Here is a 19,443-nt window from a genome sequence, read left to right as displayed (position 1 = left end):
GCACAGAGGATGACCCATGTTCACGGGAAGTATTGTAGCGCTTGTCACACCGATGGATGAAAAAGGTAAGGTCTGTCGGTCTGACCTGAAAAAACTGGTTGATTATCACGTGGATAACGGAACGTCAGCCATCGTTTCGGTCGGCACCACCGGCGAGTCTGCTACGCTAAGCCATGATGAACATGGCGATGTCGTAATGATGACGCTGGAGCTTGCCGACGGACGCATCCCTGTGATTGCCGGAACGGGTGCTAATGCAACCGCAGAGGCGATTAGCCTGACCCAGCGATTTAACGATAGCGGCGTCGCCGGTTGCTTAACCGTCACGCCATATTACAATCGTCCTACTCAGGAAGGACTGTTTCAGCATTTCAAAGCGATTGCTGAGCATACTGACCTGCCGCAAATCCTGTATAATGTACCTTCTCGTACCGGATGCGATATGCTCCCTGAAACCGTAGGCCGACTGTCAAAAGTAAAAAATATTGTCGGTATTAAGGAAGCAACGGGGAACTTAAGTCGGGTTCATCAGATCAAAGAGCTGGTTTCAGATGACTTTGTTCTGTTAAGCGGCGATGACGCGACGGGGCTGGATTTTATACAGCTCGGCGGTCACGGCGTGATTTCAGTAACGACGAACGTTGCAGCCCGTGATATGGCTGAAATGTGCAAACTGGCGGCACAAGGGCAGTTTGCACAAGCTCGGGTGATTAACCAGCGTCTGATGTCGTTACACACTAAATTATTTGTCGAACCCAATCCTGTCCCGGTGAAATGGGCCTGTAAGGAATTGGGACTTGTAGCGACCGATACGATGCGCCTGCCGATGACGCCGATTACCGACCACGGTCGCGACGTCGTCAGAGCAGCGCTGAAGCATGCCGGATTGCTGTGAAGTTTAGGGAGATTTGATGGCTTACTCAGTACAGAAGTCGCGCCTGGCGAAGGTAGCGGGTGTTTCGCTTGTGATGCTTCTCGCCGCCTGTAATTCTGACTCACGCTATAAGCGTCAGGTCAGCGGCGATGAGTCTTACCTTGATGCAACACCTCTTGCCGAATTGCATGCGCCAGCAGGCTTAATTTTGCCTATTCAAAACGGTGACTATAACGTTCCTGTTACCAACGGCAGCGGCAATGTAGGCAAAGCGCTGGATATTCGTCCACCGGCTCAGCCGCTGGCGCTGGTTTCCGGCGCGCGTACCCAGTTTAACGGCGATACCTCTACGCTGTTAATCGAAAACGGCCGAAACAGTTCGCTGTGGCCGCAGGTGGTGAGCGTGATTCAGGCGCAGAACTACACGATTGATAAACGTGACGACGCCAGCCAGACTCTGACCACAGAATGGGTAAACTGGAACCGTCTGGATGAAGACGAACAGTATCGTGGCCGTTATCAAATCAGCGTGAAGACGCAGGGGTATCAGCAGGCGGTTGCCGTCAAGCTGGTTAACCTTGAGCAGGCGGGTAAACCGGTTGCCGATGTTTCGTCATTACAGCGCTACAGTGCGCAGATGCTAAACGTTATTTCTGCAGGCCTTGATAAGAACGCCACCGATGCGCAAAATGCAGCGCAAAGTCGCACCAGCGCAACGCTTGACGTTCAGAGCGCGGCGGATGATACCGGCTTACCGATGCTGGTCGTGCGTGGTCCGTTTAATACCGTCTGGCAGCATCTGCCCGCGGCACTGGAAAAAGCCGGCATGAAAGTGACCGACAGCACCCGTTCTGAAGGTAGCCTCGCGGTGACCTACAAGCCGCTGTCTGACAGCGAGTGGCAGGCGCTGGGCGCCCGCGATCCGGGTCTGGTCTCCGGTGACTACAAACTGCAGGTCGGGGATCTTGATAACCGCAGCAGCCTGCAGTTCATCGATCCAAAAGGACATACGTTAACCCAGTCGCAAAATGATGCGCTGGTCGCCGTATTCCAGGCAGCATTCAGTAAGTAATATCGAGGGCTGGAGCAATCCGGCCCTTTTTTCTGCTCGCTACGCAAACGTGTGCGTAGCCGGAAAAGTACAATTTTAAACGTTAAATCATAGCTGGAGTAATAAAGATGCAAAAGCAAGCTGAGTTGTATCGTGGTAAAGCGAAAACCGTCTACAGTACGGAAAACCCGGATCTGTTGGTGCTCGAATTCCGCAATGATACGTCAGCAGGGGACGGCGCGAAGATTGAACAGTTCGATCGTAAAGGCATGGTGAATAATAAATTTAATCATTTCATTATGAGCAAACTGCAGGACGCGGGTATCCCTACTCAAATGGAAGCCCTGCTTTCGGATACCGAATGTCTGGTAAAAAAACTCGATATGGTGCCGGTAGAATGCGTAGTACGTAACCGCGCGGCCGGATCGCTGGTTAAACGCCTGGGTATTGAAGAAGGTATTGAGTTAACGCCGCCGTTATTCGATCTGTTTTTGAAAAACGATGCCATGCACGACCCGATGATCAATGACTCTTATTGCGAAACCTTTGGCTGGGTTAACAAAGAGAATCTGGCGCGGATGAAAGAGCTCACTTACAAAGCCAATGACGTGCTGAAAAAACTGTTTGATGATGCCGGATTGATCCTTGTCGACTTCAAACTGGAGTTTGGTCTGTACAAAGGCGAAGTCGTGCTGGGCGATGAGTTCTCACCGGACGGCAGCCGTCTGTGGGACAAAGAAACGCTGGATAAAATGGATAAAGACCGTTTCCGCCAGAGCCTCGGTGGGGTTGTTGAAGCCTATGAAGCCGTTGCTCATCGCCTTGGTGTGAAGCTGGATTAATCTGTATTATGCCGTTTCGCCAGAGGACAGCCCGGTCCTCTGGTTTTTTGCCTCTGCTTTCAGTGGTAATCCTGCGTTATACCGCCTACGATCATAATTAACATCAATAATTAAATAATAGAGGTCGTTATGCGCTGGCAAGGGCGTCGGGAAAGTGACAACGTAGAGGACAGACGAAACGACGCGAGATCGCCAATGGGCGGTGGCGGTCGGGGATTTCGTCTTCCTGCAGGAAAAGGCGGGATCGTGATCCTGCTGGTGGTCGTAGTGGCAGGGTATTATGGCGTCGATCTTACCGGTCTGTTGACCGGGCAGCCTGCGACCCAGCAAACTACGCAGCGTTCTGTCAGTCCCCAGGATGAGGAGTCGGCGAAATTTACCAAAGTGATCCTGGCGACGACTGAAGATACCTGGGCCAAACTGTTTAAAGATATGGGCCGCCAGTACCAGCCGCCGCGGCTGGTGATGTACCGGGGCTATACCGGCACCGGATGTGGAACCGGACAGTCGGTTATGGGACCGTTTTACTGCCCGGCAGACACCACGGTGTACGTCGATCTCTCCTTCTATGATGATATGAAAAATAAGCTTGGCGCAGGCGGTGATTTCGCTCAGGGCTACGTAATTGCCCATGAAGTGGGTCACCACGTACAAAAACTGTTAGGCATTGAAGGTAAAGTTCGTCAGCAGCAGCAAAACGCGTCGGAAAAAGAGGTTAACCAGCTCTCCGTGCGCATGGAGCTTCAGGCCGACTGTTTTGCCGGCGTCTGGGGCAATGATATGCAGAAGCAGGGCGTGCTGGAGACCGGTGACGTCCAGGAGGCGCTCAACGCTGCCGAAGCGATTGGTGATGATCGGCTTCAGCAGCAGAGTCAGGGGCGCGTAGTACCGGATAGCTTTACCCACGGCACGTCCGAGCAGCGTTACAGCTGGTTTAAACGCGGCTTTGACAGCGGCGATCCGGCGCAGTGTAATACGTTCGGTAAATCACTCTAACCGGATGACCTGAGGGCAGTCATGGACGAAATAGGCGCGCTAACGGCGACAATGGAGCGGGAAGGCATTCGCCGTTTGCTGGTGATAAGCGGCGAGCCAACGTGGAGCCTGATGCAGGCCACCACGCTGCGCGCGACGCTGCCTGGCGACTGGCTGACCGTCAGTACACAGGATTCACCCGTCCCGCATTGTCGGCCCGACGCGCTGGTAACCCTGCTGGGCCGCGAGTTCCATCATGCTATTTTCGATGCGCGCTATGGCTTTGACGTCGCGGCCTTTGCCGCGCTCGGCGGAACATTACGCGCCGGCAGCTGGCTACTGCTTCTCGTCCCGCCGCTGGCAGACTGGCCTGACCGGCCTGATGATGATTCAGTACGCTGGAGCGACAGGCCTGACCCCATTCCCACCCCGCATTTCGTTGAGCATTTCTGCGAGGTGATCCAGCATCCTTTACGTGCGCTTGTCTGGCAGCAGGGGCAACCGCTTACTATTCCCGCTTATCCGGCAAAACCAGCCTGGCATCCTGCCTGCGGCGCTCCCGAAGCGGAACAGGTCAGGGTGCTGACCCGGCTGGTTAATTTACAGAATGGCGTTGCCGTGCTGACCGCTGAGCGCGGACGCGGAAAATCGGCGCTGGCCGGGATGCTGATTCGCAAGATCAGCGGTACGGCAATCGTCACCGCACCGGCAAAATCAGCAACGGATGTGCTGGCTGCGTTTGCCGGCGATAAGTTTCAGTTTATGGCCCCGGATGCGCTCCTGGCATCGGACAAAACCGCTGACTGGCTGATTGTCGATGAGGCAGCAGCGATCCCGGGGCCGCTGTTACAGCAGCTTAGCGCCCGTTTTCCCTGTGTGCTGCTGACCACTACCGTACAGGGATACGAAGGTACCGGACGCGGCTTTTTACTCAAATTTTGCGCCCGTTTTGCCCGGCTTCACACCTTTACCCTTGAGCAGCCGCTGCGCTGGGCGCGCGATTGCCCGCTGGAAGCCGCCATTAGCGCGGCGCTGCTGTTTAATGATGATACCTTTTCCCGTCGTCCTCAGGGAGCATTGCACATAACGGCCGTAGAGCAGCAGGCGTGGCATGACAAGCCCTCGCTACCTGCTGCGCTGTATCAGCTGCTCTCTGGCGCGCACTACAGGACCTCACCGCTGGATCTGCGACGGATGATGGATGCGCCAGGCCAGCATTTTATCGCGGCACAAAGCGATACGTCGCCCGCCGCCGCCTTATGGCTGGTTGAGGAGGGGAAGTTAAGCGCCGGTTTAAGCCAGGCGGTATGGGCCGGTTTTCGTCGTCCGCGCGGTAATCTGGTGGCGCAATCGCTGGCGGCACACGGCGGCAGTCGTTTTGCCGCCACTCTCAGCGCAATGCGTATTACCCGTATCGCCGTACATCCACTGCGCCAGCGGGAGGGTATCGGGCACAGGCTGGTTGAACACGCCTGTCACGCTGCGCGGGGCTGCGACTATCTGTCGGTAAGCTTTGGCTATACCCCGGAACTGTGGCGTTTCTGGCAGCGTTGTGGGTTTATCCTTGTGCGCATCGGCACACAGCGTGAAGCCAGCAGCGGCTGCTATACCGCCATGGCTATCCGGCCTTTTAGCGAACGCGGAGAAACCCTGGCGGCAGAAGAACATCAGCGTTTACGCCGCAATCTGCACTGGCTGGCTCCGTGGCTGGATGAAACCTTTCCGCTGATGCCTGTTGATGACGCTATGCTTAATGATGATGACTGGTGGACGCTGGCAGGATTTGCATTTGCCCATCGGCCTCTGCTGGCCTCGGTTGGCAGCCTGAATCGCCTGCTGTTGAACATTCCCCTCCCGCTACCCGCATTACGTGGCGGAGTCAGCCGGTGCAACGAGGCTATTCTTTGTCGCGAGCTGGGTCTGAACGGGCGTAAAGCGCTGCTTAACCGGATGCGTCAGGAGGCTGCCTGCGCGCTGAATTTTCTCGACGCCGGACGAAGCGAAATAGTGCGCCAGCATGTGGAGCAACTGCAATTTTTTTAACCGACTCATTCAGCTAAATGGCATGGTCATTACCCTCCGGCGGCGTAAACTGTTGATCAGAACACAGGAGACAGCCATGAAACACGATCATTTTATTGTCCAAAGCCCCACCCAACCGGCGCAACAATTACTGCTGTTGTTTCATGGTGTCGGAGATAATCCGGTTTCAATGGGACAACCTGGCAGCTGGTTTGCGCCGCTGTTTCCCAATGCGTTGATTGTCAGCATTGGCGGGGCGGAACCCTGCGGCCCGGCGCCAGGACGTCAGTGGTTCTCCGTCGAGGGCATAACGGAGGCGAATCGTCAGGCGCGCGTCGATGCCATCATGCCGACCTTTATCGAAACGGTACGCTACTGGCAAAAACAGAGTGCGGTTAGTCCGCTGGCGACAGCGCTGATTGGATTTTCACAGGGCGCGATTATGTCGCTGGAGGCGCTTAAAGTGGAGCCTGATCTCGCCTCACGCGTGATAGCTTTTAATGGACGGTATGCAACGCTGCCGGAAAAGGCAACTACCGCCACTTCTGTGCATCTAATTCACGGCGGTGACGATCCGGTTATCGATCTGGCCTGGGCGGTTGCCGGGCAGGAGGCGCTTATTCAGGCCGGGGGCGATGTGACGTTAGATATTGTTGACGGTCTGGAACATGCCATTGACGATCGCAGTATGCAATTTGCCCTTGATCATCTGCGTTATACCGTGCCGAAGCGCTATTTTGATGAAGCGTTGAGCGGCGGTAAGCCAAATGATGACGGTATTGTAGAACTATTGTGAAAACAAAAAACGGCGGAAAAGCGCTTTCTTCTCCGCCGTTGTTTTACTGTTTTTTCGGCCAGTCGTCATCATCGTCCCACTTATCGTTGAAATCACGATGCGGGGGCAGTTCCGGCTTGTTGGCAAGAAATTTTTTATGATCGACGCGCTTCAGATCTTTAATCACGTTCAGCAGTACGCCTACCAGAAAAACCAGTACCAGAATCCACCAGTATTTTGTTAGCCATTCCATGTGCGAATCCTCTTAGTTGTACGACGCGTCAGGCGACGAGTTGTTCCATAACACGCTGATACATGCGGGCAAGCAGTTGTAAATCGGCGGCGTTGACGCATTCATTTATTTTATGAATGGTCGCATTTACCGGTCCCAGCTCAACTACCTGCGCACCCATACGCGCAATAAAGCGCCCGTCGGATGTGCCGCCTGTCGTCAGCAATTGCGGTTTAATTTCATTATAGTGCTCAATTGCATTTACCACCGCCTGGATCAGTTTCCCGCGTCCGGTGAGGAACGGCTGGCCGGAAAGCCACCAGTCCAGGGTGTAACGCAGCTGGTGTTTCTCCAGCAAAGCGATGACATGGGCTTTGATTTGCTCATCTGTTAGCTCAGTACTGAAACGGAAATTAAACTGAACGAACAGATCGCCCGGGATCACATTATTACTGCCGGTTCCCGCCTGAATATTGGCAATTTGCATACTGGTCGGCGGGAAGTAGTCATTACCCCGATCCCATTCGATGGCCACCAGTTCATTCAGCATTGGCGCAGCCCGGTGAACCGGATTATCTGCCAGGTGCGGATAGGCGACGTGCCCCTGAACGCCGTGGATAGTCAGGTTGCAGGTTAAGGAGCCGCGACGACCATTTTTCACCACGTCACCCACAACTTCGGTACTGGACGGTTCGCCGACCAGGCAATAATCCAGCCGTTCATGGCGGGCCATTAGCGTCTCGACCACTTTAACCGTGCCATTTTTGGCGCTGGCTTCTTCATCAGAGGTGATGAGAAATGCCAGCCGACCCCGATGACGCGGGTACTGGGCGACAAAGCGTTCGGCGGCAACAACCATCGCCGCCAGCGAGCCTTTCATATCGGCTGCGCCTCGTCCGAACAACATGCCATCACGAATGGTTGGTTCAAATGGTGGATTGATCCAGCGATCGGCATCGCCTGGCGGAACGACGTCGGTATGGCCGGCAAACGCCAGCGTTTCGCCCTGTCCACGCCAGGCCCAGAAATTCCGGGTATCGTCCACATCCATATGCTCAATGGTAAAACCAATCGCACGCAGGCGTTCAATCATTAGCGCCTGGCATCCCGCATCGTCGGGACTCAGGGAAGGGCGGCGGATAAGCTGCTGTGCCAGCTCAATGACCGGGCAAGACATACACTACACCTCGTCAAAATAGGTCTGGTAACCTGAATCGTTAAAACCAAGCAGCATAGGCTTACCCGGCGTCCAGAGCAATGGGCGTTTGATAATTGCAGGCATTTCCAGCATCAGGGCGGCGGCTGAATCGGCATCTTTTACTGCCGATTTTTGGGCGTCATCCAGTTTTCGCCATGTGGTCCCGCGGGTATTCAGCAGCGCTTCCCAGCCAAGCTCACTGATAAACGACAGCAATAAACGCTTATCCAGACCGTCGACGCGGTAATCATGAAATCGATACGATTGACCATGCGCATCGAGCCAGCGGCAGGATTTTTTAATGGTGTCGCAGTTTTTAATACCGTATATGACCGTCATATTTAATCCTTTTGTATTAAAATGCACTTCTTGTTCAACTATTTTGAAGGTAATCTATTTATTCAGTATTGTAGCATAAATAAGCAGCTATTATTTAAGTCTATATAAATGGCATATCAGATACTTCAATTTATCTTCTCTCAGGATAAACGCTGGTTAGCCCAGAGATAAAGTTGGACCATAGTATTTAAGAATAAATAACCCGGGTCACTATCAGGTTTCTTATTCCAGTTACGCTTTTCAGATGAGGTAGCATATTTTTGTCATACATAGTTTTCTTTGTAACCACATACCGTAACCATGCTAACAATAACCGTGTAAATAATTAACAGGTTAATGCCCTCTATTATCTGGCAGATGCAGCAATGGCGCGGCATCTAACCCTATACCTGACTGACGATAAACAAAGACATAAATTTCATCTGTTTGTATAAATGTTGCTAAATATTGCCGTAGGTCACATAAAAACGTCTGAATAATGCCCATATTATGGTTAACCCGCCAGACATTCTCCAGGCTGGTTGAATCAGGGCAGCGGCATAAATTTCTTCACGGACAAATAAGAATTTTGTAATATAGCGATAATAATAAAGAGAGGTATATATGATTGAACATGAACTGGGGAACTGGAAAGATTTCATTGAAGGCATGTTGCGCAAGTAGCCGCCAGCATAACGACCTTACTCAGCACCATGCAGTAAAAAGCGACCGATAAGGTCGCTTTTTTCATTCATTTCTGTTGAACATCTTACTCCGGGCGAGCTTTCAGTGGAAAGCGACGGCGGACGAGAACAAAAAACAGCGGGACGAAGAAAATCGCCAGTATTGTCGCTGAGATCATTCCGCCGATCACCCCTGTGCCGACCGCGTGCTGGCTGCCCGAGCCTGCACCGGTGCTGGTCGCCATCGGCAACACACCAAAAATGAAGGCCAGAGAGGTCATCAGGATTGGACGCAGGCGCTGACGGCAGGCATTCAGCGTTGCTTTAACTAAATCCTCCCCCTTCTGGTTCATCTCATTGGCGAACTCAACGATCAGGATGGCGTTCTTGGCGGAGAGTCCGATAACGGTGAGCAGCCCGACCTGGAAGTAAACATCGTTTTCCAGTCCGCGCATCCAGGTGGCGAGCAGGGCACCCAGAATGCCGAGTGGCACCACCAGAATAACCGAGAAGGGTACTGACCAGCTCTCATACAGCGCCGCGAGGCACAAGAAGATCACCAGTACGGTGAGGGCATACAGGGCCGGGGCCTGCGCGCCAGAAAGCCTTTCCTGATACGACATTGCGGTCCACTCCAGCCCAAAACCGCCCGGTAACTGACGAACCAGTTTTTCCATGGTATCCATTGCGCTGCCGGTACTGATCCCCGGAGCCGCTTCACCGACAATCTCCAGAGCTGAATAGCCGTTATAGCGTTCAAGACGCGGCGAGCCGGTTTCCCAACGTGAGGTGGCAAAAGCTGAAAACGGCACCATATTGCCGTCTTTGTTACGGACGTACCACAGGTTAATATCATCCGGCAGCATACGGTATTTCGCCGCGGCCTGAACGTAGACCTTTTTTACGCGTCCGCGATCCATAAAATCGTTCACATAGCTGGAGCCCCAGGCAGTTTGCAGCGTGTCATTAATATCGTCAATATCGACACCCAGTGCCTGGGCTTTGCGCTGGTCAATATCAATCTGCAACTGCGGACTGTCGTCGAGACCATTGTGACGTACGCGGGTCAGTGACGTCTCTTTGCCTGCCATTTCCAGTAATCGGTCGCGCGCGGCCATCAAGGCGTCGTGTCCTCCGCCGGCATGATCCTGTAGCTCCATATCAAACCCGGCAGAGCTGCCAAGGCCGCTAATTGACGGCGGACTGGTCGCAAACACCCGGGCTTCATTGATGTGGCGGAAGTCCTGCGTGGCACGTTCAATAATGGCGGACGCCGAGCCGGTGCGCATATCGCGGTCATCCCAGTCCTTCAGGCGCACGAACATACGCGCCACATTCTGACCGTTTCCGCCGGGGCCGGAACCGATGGTGGCAAAAATAGAGGTGACGTTATCTTTCTCCTGACTAAAGAAATAGTCCTCCACTTTTTGCACGACTTTCAGCGTCTGCTGCTGAGTTGAGCCGCTGGGAAGCTGTATCGATGTGGTAAACATCCCGCGATCTTCCTGCGGCAAAAATGAGGAGGGCAGGCGCAGGAATAAGAACACCACGCCGCCGAGCAAAAGCACGTACAGTAGGATCCACCTCAGGCTGCGATGGAGAATTTTTGCCACACCGTTTTCATAGCGCTGCGCGCTGCGGTTGAATGTACGGTTAAACCAGCCAAAAAAGCCGCGCTGCCCGTGCTGCTCGCCTTTATGCAGCGGCTTGAGCAACGTACAGCACAGCGCCGGCGTCAGGATCATCGCCACCAGCACCGAGAGCACCATGGCAGAGACAATCGTAATGGAAAACTGACGATAAATTGCGCCCGTCGTACCACCAAAGAACGCCATCGGCACAAATACGGCGGAGAGCACCATGGTAATCCCGACCAGCGCGCTCTGAATTTGTCCCATCGATTTACGCGTGGCCTGGCGAGGAGAAAGCCCTTCTTCACTCATGATGCGTTCAACGTTTTCGACCACCACGATGGCATCATCCACCAGCAGGCCGATAGCCAGTACCATCGCAAACATGGTCAATGTGTTGATACTGTAGCCAAAGGCGTACAGCACGGCGAATGTTCCCATCAACACGACTGGAACTGCAATCGTCGGAATTAAAGTGGCGCGGAAATTCTGTAAAAAGAGGTACATTACCAGGAAGACCAGCAAAATGGCTTCCAGCAGCGTTTTTACCACATCGGTAATAGAGGCTTTTACGAAAGAGGTCGTTTCGTAGGCAACTTTATATTCGAGACCGTGGGGAAAGTAAGCTGACAGCTCGTCCAGCCGCTTGAGCACCAGATTGGCGGTTGCCATCTCATTTGCCCCGGAAGCGAGCTTAACCCCGAGGCCAGAAGCCTGCTGGCGATTGTAGCGGCTGAGATAATCATATTTCTCAGCGCCCAGCTCTATGCTCGCCACATCTCCCAGCGTCACATCTGAACCATCCTGATTCACCCGCAGCGTAATATCGCGAAACTGCTGCGGTGTTTGTAGTAGCGACTGGGAATTAATGGTCGCGTTCAGCGCCTGTTTATCTACCGACGGCGTACCACCCAGTTGCCCTACAGCGATTTGCGCATTCTGTGATTCAATAGCGTCCGTGACATCCTTTGCCGTCAGTTGAAAACTGTTAAGTTTGGCCGGATCGAGCCAGATCCGCATTGAGTACTGAGAGCCATACGCGTCGATATCGCCAACGCCATTAATACGGCTCAGCGGCTCCTGAATATTACTCGCCACATAATCGGCGATATCCTGCTTATCCATACTGCCGTCGGTTGAGACAAACGCGATGGTCAGAATATTGGTGTCGCCGGTTTTACGCACGGTAACGCCCTGATTTTGTACCGCCTGCGGCAGTTTTCGCATTGCCGACTGGAGCTGATTTTGCACCTGCTGCACGGCTTCATCAGGATTGGTTCCGGCAATAAAGCTTAAGGTGACGGTTGCCTGACCCGTCGCACTGCTTTGCGACGACATGTACATTAAATTATCGAGGCCTGTCATATTTTGCTCGATAACCTGGGTCACCGTATTCTCAAGAGTTTGTGCAGATGCACCAGGATAATTCGCTGCAATACGCACGTTGGGCGGTGCGAGATCGGGGTATTGCTCAACAGGTAGTGAAAAAATTGCCAGGGTCCCCATCAGGCACAGCATAATAGCCAGCACCCAGGCAAAAATGGGGCGATCGATAAAGAAATTCGCCATTGAATTAAGACCTCATTTTGCTCATTTTTTGTTATGACATTGCGTGTATCACTGTAGCGGCAAGGCCGGGCATAATCGTGGAGAAATTAAGGAGATAATGTAAATTATCATGCCGCTTTTGCGCCTGCTTATACAGTCATTTACCGTGAATTTTACTCTCCATTACACGCGGCGACTGAAACGTAAATTCAAATGACGCTGAATAAGTTGATCTACTACAGGTTCACGTAAGGTAGTGTAATTTTTAGGGAAAATGTCCATTGCCCGGTCTGCTGACATCGGTTAAGAAAATACCCATATAGAAATTAAGCTTTATTCCGCAATAAGAGAAACCCGCCATGAATCGTTTTATTATGGCTGATAGTCAAAAATGTATTGCCTGCCATGCCTGTGAAGTGGCCTGCGTGATGGCACATAATGATGAGCAGCACGTCGTTGAGAAAGCCTGGTTCAGGCCGCGCATTACCGTTATACAGCAGGGTCAACAGCGTAGCGCCGTGACCTGTCACCATTGTGAAGATGCGCCCTGCGCCCGCAGCTGTCCGAATGGCGCGATCCAGATAGCGGATAGCGCCGTGCAGATCAATGAACAAAAATGTATTGGATGCAAATCCTGCGTTGTCGCCTGTCCGTTTGGCCCCCTGCAAATGGTGATGACGCCCGCCGCAGGAGGACATGTCCGCGCGACCGCCCAAAAATGTGATTTGTGTACCTCGCGTGACGCGGGGCCGGCCTGCGTCCAGAACTGTCCGGCAGATGCACTACAGCTAATGACGCCGGAGCGCCTCTCTGGTCTGGCGAAAGCGCGGCGGCTGGATGCGGCCCGTCGCGAGGCACAAAACGGCTATACCGGTGGCGAGTCGCACGATGTGGCCCGGCGCAGTAAGCGCGCGCAAATGGCTGCCACGCCGCCGCGCGGTGAGCCGGACAAGCTGGACATCAACGCGCGCAAAATCGGTTTCGCCGAGATTTACCTGCCGTTCACGCCTGACCAGGCGCAGGATGAAGCGGCACGCTGTCTGACCTGCGGCGAGCACAGCGTCTGTGAGTGGACCTGCCCGCTGCATAACGCTATTCCGCAGTGGATCGAGCGCGTAAAACAGGGCGATATCGCGGCGGCAGTTGAACTCTCGCATCAGACAAACTGTCTGCCAGAGATCACTGGCCGGGTCTGTCCCCAGGACCGGCTGTGCGAGGGGGCCTGTACTGTGCGCGATCCGTATGGCGCAGTCACTATTGGTAACATTGAGCGCTATATTTCCGATCGGGCGCTGGCCGGGGGCTGGCGGCCGGATTTAAGTCATGTTATTACCACCAACAAGCGTGTGGCGATTATCGGCGCTGGCCCTGCCGGGCTGGCCTGTGCCGACGTGCTGGTTCGCCAGGGGGTACAGCCCGTCGTTTTCGATCTGCATCCAGAAATTGGCGGCCTGCTGACGTTTGGCATTCCGGCATTCAAACTGGATAAATCACTTCTTGCCCGCCGTCGGGAAATATTTACCGCCATGGGTGTGCGCTTCGAGCTTAATTGTGAAATCGGTAACGATATTTCGCTGGCCACGCTGCTAAATGACTATGATGCCGTTTTTGTCGGTGTCGGAACCTACCGCGCCATGAAGGCCAACCTGGCGAATGAAAATGCGCCGGGGGTTTATGACGCGCTGCCGTTTTTAATTGCCAATACCAAAAACGTGATGGGTCTGGAAATGACGCCGCAGGCTCCGTGGATCAATACCGCCGGGCAAAACGTCGTGGTGCTGGGCGGCGGAGATACCGCGATGGACTGCGTGCGTACCGCGCTGCGGCACGGTGCAGGCAAAGTCACCTGTGCTTATCGCCGTGATGAAGCTAATATGCCCGGCTCAAAGAAAGAGGTTAAAAACGCACGGGAAGAGGGGGCTGAGTTTGAATTTAACGTCCAGCCCGTCGCCATCGAAGTCAATGAGCAAGGGCATGTCAGCGCTATTCGCTTTTTGCGCACGCAGCCAGGTGAACCTGATGAGCAGGGGCGTCGTCGTCCAGAACCGGTGCCGGGCAGCGAATTTAGTATGCCGGCTGATGCCGTGATTATGGCATTTGGTTTTCATCCGCACCGGATGCCGTGGCTGGAGGCAATGGGCGTTCAGATGGATACCTGGGGACGGATTGTCGCCAGCGTCGACAGTCACTATCGCTATCAGACCACCAACCCGAAAATCTTCGCCGGTGGTGATGCGGTAAGGGGAGCCGATCTGGTGGTTACCGCCATGGCGGAAGGGCGTCATGCCGCACAGGGTATTCTCAACTGGCTAAAAATCAGTACCGTTAGTCTACTACATTGAGGACAGAACAGGCTCTGCGGCGTAAGATGGCCGTTCCTTCTGACATCGCGGAGCCTGTATGTCGTTCAAGATTGACCTGATAAAAGATAAAATCCTCTCAGAGAACTACTTCGTTCTGCGCAATATTACCTATGATTTAACGCGTAAAAATGGTGAAGTCATTCGGCATAAACGTGAAGTTTACGATCGGGGAAATGGCGCAACTATCCTGCTTTATAACCGTGATAAAAACACGGTTGTGGTGATCCGCCAGTTCCGCGTGGCGACGTGGGTTAATGGTAATGAAGACGGGCGATTAATTGAAGCCTGCGCCGGCCTGCTGGACGACGACGAGCCGGAAGCCTGCATCCGTAAAGAAGCCATTGAAGAGACGGGCTATCGGGTGGGCGAGGTGCGTAAAGTGTTCGAACTGTATATGTCGCCCGGCGGCGTAACCGAAATTGTTCACTTTTTTATCGCTGAATACGACGATTCGCTGCGCGCAACGGCTGGCGGCGGCGTAGAAGATGAAGATATTGAGGTTCTGGAAATTCCGTTTAGCTGTGCACTGGAAATGGTCGCCAGCGGCGAAATCCGCGACGGTAAGACGGTGATCCTGTTGCAGTACTTGCAGTCATCCGGCCTTATGGCCTGATTAACGGCCGGGCAACTTCATCGGAGTAATCCGATAATTCTGATTGAGTGACCCGGTTTAGCCAGTAGAGTACGCCCTGTGTAAAATGACTCTATTCTGCCGGGGCTGTACTGTTGATGTATTTTCGCGTTTTGCTAATTGGGTTGATCGGCACTCTTTCAGCCTCCGCTGCATGGGCTGTACCCGCGCAACAGGCGTTTAGCGACTGGCAGGTCACCTGCAATAACCAAAATTTTTGCGTGGCGCGGAATATCGGTCAGCATTACGGTCTGGTAATGACGTTAAGCCGCAGCGCCGGTGCGCACACCGATGCCAGCCTGCGCATCGAGCTTGGCGGCCTCAACGCGCCATTGCCCAAATCTCCTGCCATTTCCCCACGTCTGATTTTTGAAGGGCAACCCCTGAAATTCACCTCGCCGCGCTGGCGCAGCGATCCGCTACGCGTTATGACCACCGACGGTGCCGCCGTCAGCGCTTTTCTGGCGCAGATTCAGGACGGGCAGGAAATAACCTTAAGCGGCGGACAGCAGGTCATCTCTCTGAAGGGGCTAAAAGCAGCGCTGCTCTTTATTGACGATCGGCAAAAGCGGGTCGGCAGCCAGACCGCGTGGATTGGCAAAGGCAATAATCCTCCGCTACGTGTTCCTCCGGCTCCGGCGCTGAAAAAAGTAGTTGCCGTGAATCCAACGCCCACGCCACTGAGTCATGAAGAGCGCACGGCGCTGATGGATTACGGTAACTGGAAGATAAGTAATATTCAGTGCTCGCTGGATCCCGGCCGTCGCGAAGTGCGCATCTGGGCACTCACTGATAATAAGGCGCTGCTGGCAATAAGCTGCGAAGCCGGGGCTTACAATACGGTTGATCTGGCGTGGCTGGTCTCACGACGCAAGCCCTTTACTTCATCTCAGATCCACTTACGATTACCGTTTACGCCGGGAAGCGGCGAAATGGACATGGAACTGATGAACGCCGGATTTGATGAAAAGACGCGTGAATTGACGACTCTGGCGAAGGGGCGGGGAATGGCGGATTGCGGTATTCAGACGCGCTGGCGTTTTGATGGCCAGCGCTTTAGTCTGGTGCGGTATGCAGAGGAGCCAAACTGCGATAACTGGCAGGGGCCAGATGCCTGGCCCACGTTATGGATCACCCGTTAAGCACTTTCTTCGCTTTTTCGACGATGTTTTCCACGGTAAACCCGAAGTACGGGAACAGTTTTTCTGCTGGCGCAGATTCACCATAGCCCGTCATCCCGACGATCGCGCCTTTCAGACCCACATATTTATACCAATAGTCGGCAATCCCGGCTTCCACCGCTACACGTCTGGCGACATCCGACGGTAATACCGATTCACGATATTCATCATCCTGACTGTCAAAGGTATCGGTTGACGGCAGAGAAACAACGCGAACGGCAACGCCTTCAGCACGCAGTTTTTCTGCGGCCAGTACCGTGATCTCCAGCTCTGAACCGGTGGCGATCAGGATAATATCTGGCTTGCCGCCGGCATCTTTCAGCACGTAACCGCCGCGTGCAATATTGGCCACCTGCTCAGGTGTCCGCTCCATTTGCGCCAGATTCTGTCGCGAGAGGATCAGCGCCGTCGGCCCGTGATGGCGTTCGATAGCGGCTTTCCACGCTACAGCAGTTTCAACCTGATCGCACGGACGCCAGGTGCTGAAATTTGGCGTCAAACGCAGACTGGCAAGTTGCTCCACCGCCTGGTGGGTCGGGCCATCTTCACCCAGGCCAATGGAGTCATGGGTATACACCATAATCTGTCGCGCCTTCATCAGCGCCGCCATACGTGCCGCATTACGCGCATATTCAACGAACATCAGGAAGGTGGCGGTATACGGAATAAAGCCGCCGTGATGCGCGATACCGTTGGCAATTGCCGTCATACCGAATTCGCGCACGCCATAGTGAATGTAGTTTCCGGCCACATCTTCTTTAATGGATACGGAGTCTTTCCAGATAGTCAGGTTGCTTGGTGCCAGATCTGCCGAACCGCCCAGCAGTTCTGGCAGGTCGGGACCGTAGACGTTAAGCGTATTTTGGGACGCTTTACGACTGGCAATCTTCGCAGGCTCTGCCTGTAATTTGTTAATGTAATTTTCAACGGTTTGCTGCCAGTCTTCCGGCATTCCGCCGCTCATACGACGCGTAAATTCGGCTGCCAGATCCGGGTGCGCTTTCTGGTAAGCCGCCATTTTTTCTTTCCATGATTGCTGGCCTTTCTCGCCGCGCTCGCGGGCATCCCACGCCCGGTAAACCTCTTTAGGGATCTCAAATGGCGGATGATTCCAGCCAAGCTGCTTACGTGCCAGCGCGACTTCTTCTTCGCCCAGCGCCGAGCCGTGGGACTCTTCTTTACCGGCTTTATTCGGCGAGCCAAAGCCAATAATCGTGCGGCAGATAATCAGAGAGGGCTTGTCGGTAACGCTCTGCGCTTCCTGAATCGCTTTCTTAATGGCTTCAGGATCGTGGCCGTCAATCTCATGCACCACGTGCCAGTGATAGGCCTCGAAGCGTTTTGCGGTGTCATCGGTAAACCAGCCTTCAGTTTCACCATCAATGGAGATGCCGTTATGATCGTAGAAGCCAATCAGCTTACCGAGTCCGAGGGTCCCTGCCAGAGAGCAGACCTCATGCGAAATGCCTTCCATCAAACACCCGTCGCCCATGAAAACATAGGTGTGGTGATCGACAATCTCGTGATCCGGCTGGTTAAACTGCGCGGCCAGCGTGCGTTCAGCAATGGCCAGGCCGACGGCGTTTGCCAGACCCTGGCCCAGCGGGCCGGTCGTGGTTTCAATGCCCGGCGTATAGCCGATTTCCGGATGCCCTGGCGTTTTCGAATGAAGCTGACGAAAGTTTTTCAACTCTTCAATCGGCAGATCATAGCCGCTGAGGTGCAGCAAACTGTACAGCAGCATTGAGGCGTGGCCGTTGGAGAGAATAAAACGGTCACGATCGTACCAGGTAGGATCGGTCGGATTGTGTTTCAGGAAATCATTCCACAGGACTTCAGCGATATCCGCCATGCCCATAGGGGCCCCGGGGTGGCCAGAATTGGCTTTCTGGACCGCATCCATACTCAGGGCGCGAATAGCGTTAGCAAGCTCTCTTCGGGACATAGGTGTACTCCGTGACGATAAGTTACAGTTTAGCGGCCAGCAAATCTTCAAGTTTACGCTGATCGACGGCGAACTGGCGGATGCCGTCCGACAGCTTTTCTACCGCCATAGGATCCTGGTTATGCTCCCAGCGGAACTCGGCTTCGGTCATCGGCGTCGGGAGATGGAATGTCGTCGAAGGCGGGACCAGCTTGCGTTTTACCGGCTCATTGCTGTCCTGCAATTTTTGCAGCAGGTCCGGGGAGATCGTCAGGCGATCGCAGCCTGCCAGCGCAAGAATTTGTTCGGTTTTACGGAAACTCGCCCCCATTACGATGGTCGGGTAGCGATGCTGCTTGTAATAATCATAGATATTACGCACTGATTTGACGCCCGGATCTTCTTCAACCCGGTACGGGTCCATAGGCTTGCGGGTGTTATACCAGTCGTAAATGCGCCCCACAAAAGGCGAAATCAGGAAGACGCCTGCTTCTGCACAGGCGCGGGCCTGGGCAAAAGAGAACAGCAGCGTCAGGTTACAGTTGATGCCTTCTTTTTCCAGCTCCTCAGCAGCACGAATGCCTTCCCAGGTAGAAGCCAGCTTGATCAGAATGCGTGATTTATCGATCCCCTGATCCTGATAGAGCTGGACGAACTTACGTGCTTTTTCGATGCTTTTTTCTTTGTCATAAGAAAGACGTGCGTCAACTTCGGTAGAGACGCGACCCGGCACGCTTTTCAGAATTTCCACACCAAAATTGACCGCCAGCTTGTCTGAGGCTTCAGCAACCTGCTGCTCCTGGGTCTTGCCACGCGCTTTGCCATACTCAAGCGCATCCTTAATCAGGTGCGCAAAGTGATCGAGCGCGGCGGCTTTCAGTAACAGAGAGGGGTTAGTCGTGGCGTCTTCTGGCTGGTAGTGGCGAATGGATTCAATATCACCGCTGTCCGCCACGACGGTAGTGAACTGTTTAATGCCATCTAGCTGGTTCATTAAATACTCCTTAGAAAGCAATTATTTATACGAGTGCTTAGGCTCGCACTTCTGGATGAAAAAATGTACATAACTAAAAAGCATAGCAGACGGAGAGGGTCTTGCTGAGGATGAGTGAAACGAGTTCGTGAGTGTTTTGTTAAAAAACTGTATTTTTAGATGGTGAGAGTTTGGCAGCCTTCAAAGTTTGAGATGCCATCT

Annotated in this window: 16 protein-coding genes; 10 read left to right on the top strand and 6 right to left on the bottom strand. The window is 53.7% G+C overall.

Going from position 1 to position 19,443, the window contains the following annotated elements:
* The first annotated feature begins 16 nt into the window (after window positions 1–16).
* The 6 genes from dapA (at window position 17) to ypfH (ending at window position 6,560) form a co-directional block, all read left to right on the top strand.
* Window positions 17–895: a 4-hydroxy-tetrahydrodipicolinate synthase gene (gene dapA / locus AC791_RS16415; RefSeq protein ID WP_049841464.1), complete on the top strand. Its 879-nt coding sequence runs from the start codon at window positions 17–19 to the stop codon at window positions 893–895.
* Window positions 896–911: 16 nt separating this feature from the next.
* Window positions 912–1,946 carry an outer membrane protein assembly factor BamC gene (gene bamC, locus AC791_RS16410; RefSeq protein WP_049841463.1) on the top strand — a complete coding sequence of 345 codons (1,035 nt, stop codon included), beginning with the start codon at window positions 912–914 and terminating at the stop codon, window positions 1,944–1,946.
* Between the two features lie 107 nt (window positions 1,947–2,053).
* Window positions 2,054–2,767 carry a phosphoribosylaminoimidazolesuccinocarboxamide synthase gene (purC, locus tag AC791_RS16405; protein WP_049841462.1) on the top strand — a complete coding sequence of 238 codons (714 nt, stop codon included), beginning with the start codon at window positions 2,054–2,056 and terminating at the stop codon, window positions 2,765–2,767.
* Window positions 2,768–2,896: 129 nt separating this feature from the next.
* Window positions 2,897–3,763: a neutral zinc metallopeptidase gene (locus tag AC791_RS16400; RefSeq protein ID WP_049841461.1), complete on the top strand. Its 867-nt coding sequence runs from the start codon at window positions 2,897–2,899 to the stop codon at window positions 3,761–3,763.
* Window positions 3,764–3,784: 21 nt separating this feature from the next.
* Window positions 3,785–5,785: a tRNA(Met) cytidine acetyltransferase TmcA gene (locus AC791_RS16395; RefSeq protein WP_049841460.1), complete on the top strand. Its 2,001-nt coding sequence runs from the start codon at window positions 3,785–3,787 to the stop codon at window positions 5,783–5,785.
* Between the two features lie 76 nt (window positions 5,786–5,861).
* Complete coding sequence (gene ypfH / locus AC791_RS16390; RefSeq protein WP_049841459.1) at window positions 5,862–6,560, top strand: esterase; 699 nt, start codon at window positions 5,862–5,864, stop codon at window positions 6,558–6,560.
* Between the two features lie 43 nt (window positions 6,561–6,603).
* Here ypfH and AC791_RS16385 read toward each other — a convergent pair whose 3' ends face one another.
* From AC791_RS16385 to AC791_RS16375, 3 genes are read right to left on the bottom strand one after another with little or no spacing between them, the layout of a single operon-like run.
* Window positions 6,604–6,792 carry a YpfN family protein gene (locus AC791_RS16385; protein ID WP_049841458.1) on the bottom strand — a complete coding sequence of 63 codons (189 nt, stop codon included), beginning with the start codon at window positions 6,790–6,792 and terminating at the stop codon, window positions 6,604–6,606.
* Between the two features lie 28 nt (window positions 6,793–6,820).
* On the bottom strand, window positions 6,821–7,948 hold the full coding sequence (gene dapE / locus AC791_RS16380) for a succinyl-diaminopimelate desuccinylase (protein ID WP_049841457.1): 1,128 nt from the start codon (window positions 7,946–7,948) through the stop codon (window positions 6,821–6,823).
* Window positions 7,949–7,951: 3 nt separating this feature from the next.
* Window positions 7,952–8,308: an ArsC family reductase gene (locus AC791_RS16375; RefSeq protein ID WP_049841456.1), complete on the bottom strand. Its 357-nt coding sequence runs from the start codon at window positions 8,306–8,308 to the stop codon at window positions 7,952–7,954.
* A 603-nt stretch (window positions 8,309–8,911) separates the two neighbouring features.
* Between AC791_RS16375 and ypfM the strand changes: the two genes are divergently transcribed.
* Window positions 8,912–8,971: a protein YpfM gene (ypfM, locus tag AC791_RS20460; protein WP_100181659.1), complete on the top strand. Its 60-nt coding sequence runs from the start codon at window positions 8,912–8,914 to the stop codon at window positions 8,969–8,971.
* Between the two features lie 85 nt (window positions 8,972–9,056).
* Here ypfM and acrD read toward each other — a convergent pair whose 3' ends face one another.
* Window positions 9,057–12,170 (bottom strand): multidrug efflux RND transporter permease AcrD, encoded by a 3,114-nt coding sequence (gene acrD / locus AC791_RS16370; RefSeq protein WP_049841455.1) that lies wholly within the window; start codon window positions 12,168–12,170, stop codon window positions 9,057–9,059.
* A 338-nt stretch (window positions 12,171–12,508) separates the two neighbouring features.
* Here acrD and aegA point away from each other — a divergent pair, with 338 nt between their 5' ends.
* The 3 genes from aegA to AC791_RS16355 all read left to right on the top strand — a co-directional run bounded on the left by aegA (window position 12,509) and on the right by AC791_RS16355 (window position 16,285).
* Window positions 12,509–14,491, top strand: a complete 1,983-nt coding sequence (gene aegA / locus AC791_RS16365; protein WP_049841454.1) for a formate-dependent uric acid utilization protein AegA — start codon at window positions 12,509–12,511, stop codon at window positions 14,489–14,491.
* A gap of 58 nt (window positions 14,492–14,549) precedes the next feature.
* Window positions 14,550–15,125, top strand: coding sequence for a GDP-mannose pyrophosphatase NudK (gene nudK, locus AC791_RS16360; RefSeq protein ID WP_049841453.1), 576 nt, complete (start codon window positions 14,550–14,552; stop codon window positions 15,123–15,125).
* Window positions 15,126–15,241: 116 nt separating this feature from the next.
* On the top strand, window positions 15,242–16,285 hold the full coding sequence (locus AC791_RS16355) for a DUF1176 domain-containing protein (protein WP_049841452.1): 1,044 nt from the start codon (window positions 15,242–15,244) through the stop codon (window positions 16,283–16,285).
* On the opposite strand, the gene tkt is transcribed toward AC791_RS16355, so the two are convergent.
* On the bottom strand, window positions 16,275–18,269 hold the full coding sequence (tkt, locus tag AC791_RS16350; protein ID WP_049841451.1) for a transketolase: 1,995 nt from the start codon (window positions 18,267–18,269) through the stop codon (window positions 16,275–16,277). The two genes, AC791_RS16355 and tkt, sit on opposite strands and share 11 nt — an antisense overlap.
* A 22-nt stretch (window positions 18,270–18,291) precedes the next feature.
* Complete coding sequence (gene tal / locus AC791_RS16345) at window positions 18,292–19,242, bottom strand: transaldolase (RefSeq protein WP_049841450.1); 951 nt, start codon at window positions 19,240–19,242, stop codon at window positions 18,292–18,294.
* Between the last annotated feature and the right edge of the window lie 201 nt (window positions 19,243–19,443).

The organism is Klebsiella sp. RIT-PI-d (genome assembly GCF_001187865.1).
Classification (GTDB): Bacteria; Pseudomonadota; Gammaproteobacteria; order Enterobacterales; family Enterobacteriaceae; genus Superficieibacter.
This window is presented reverse-complemented; position numbering and strand designations above follow the sequence as displayed.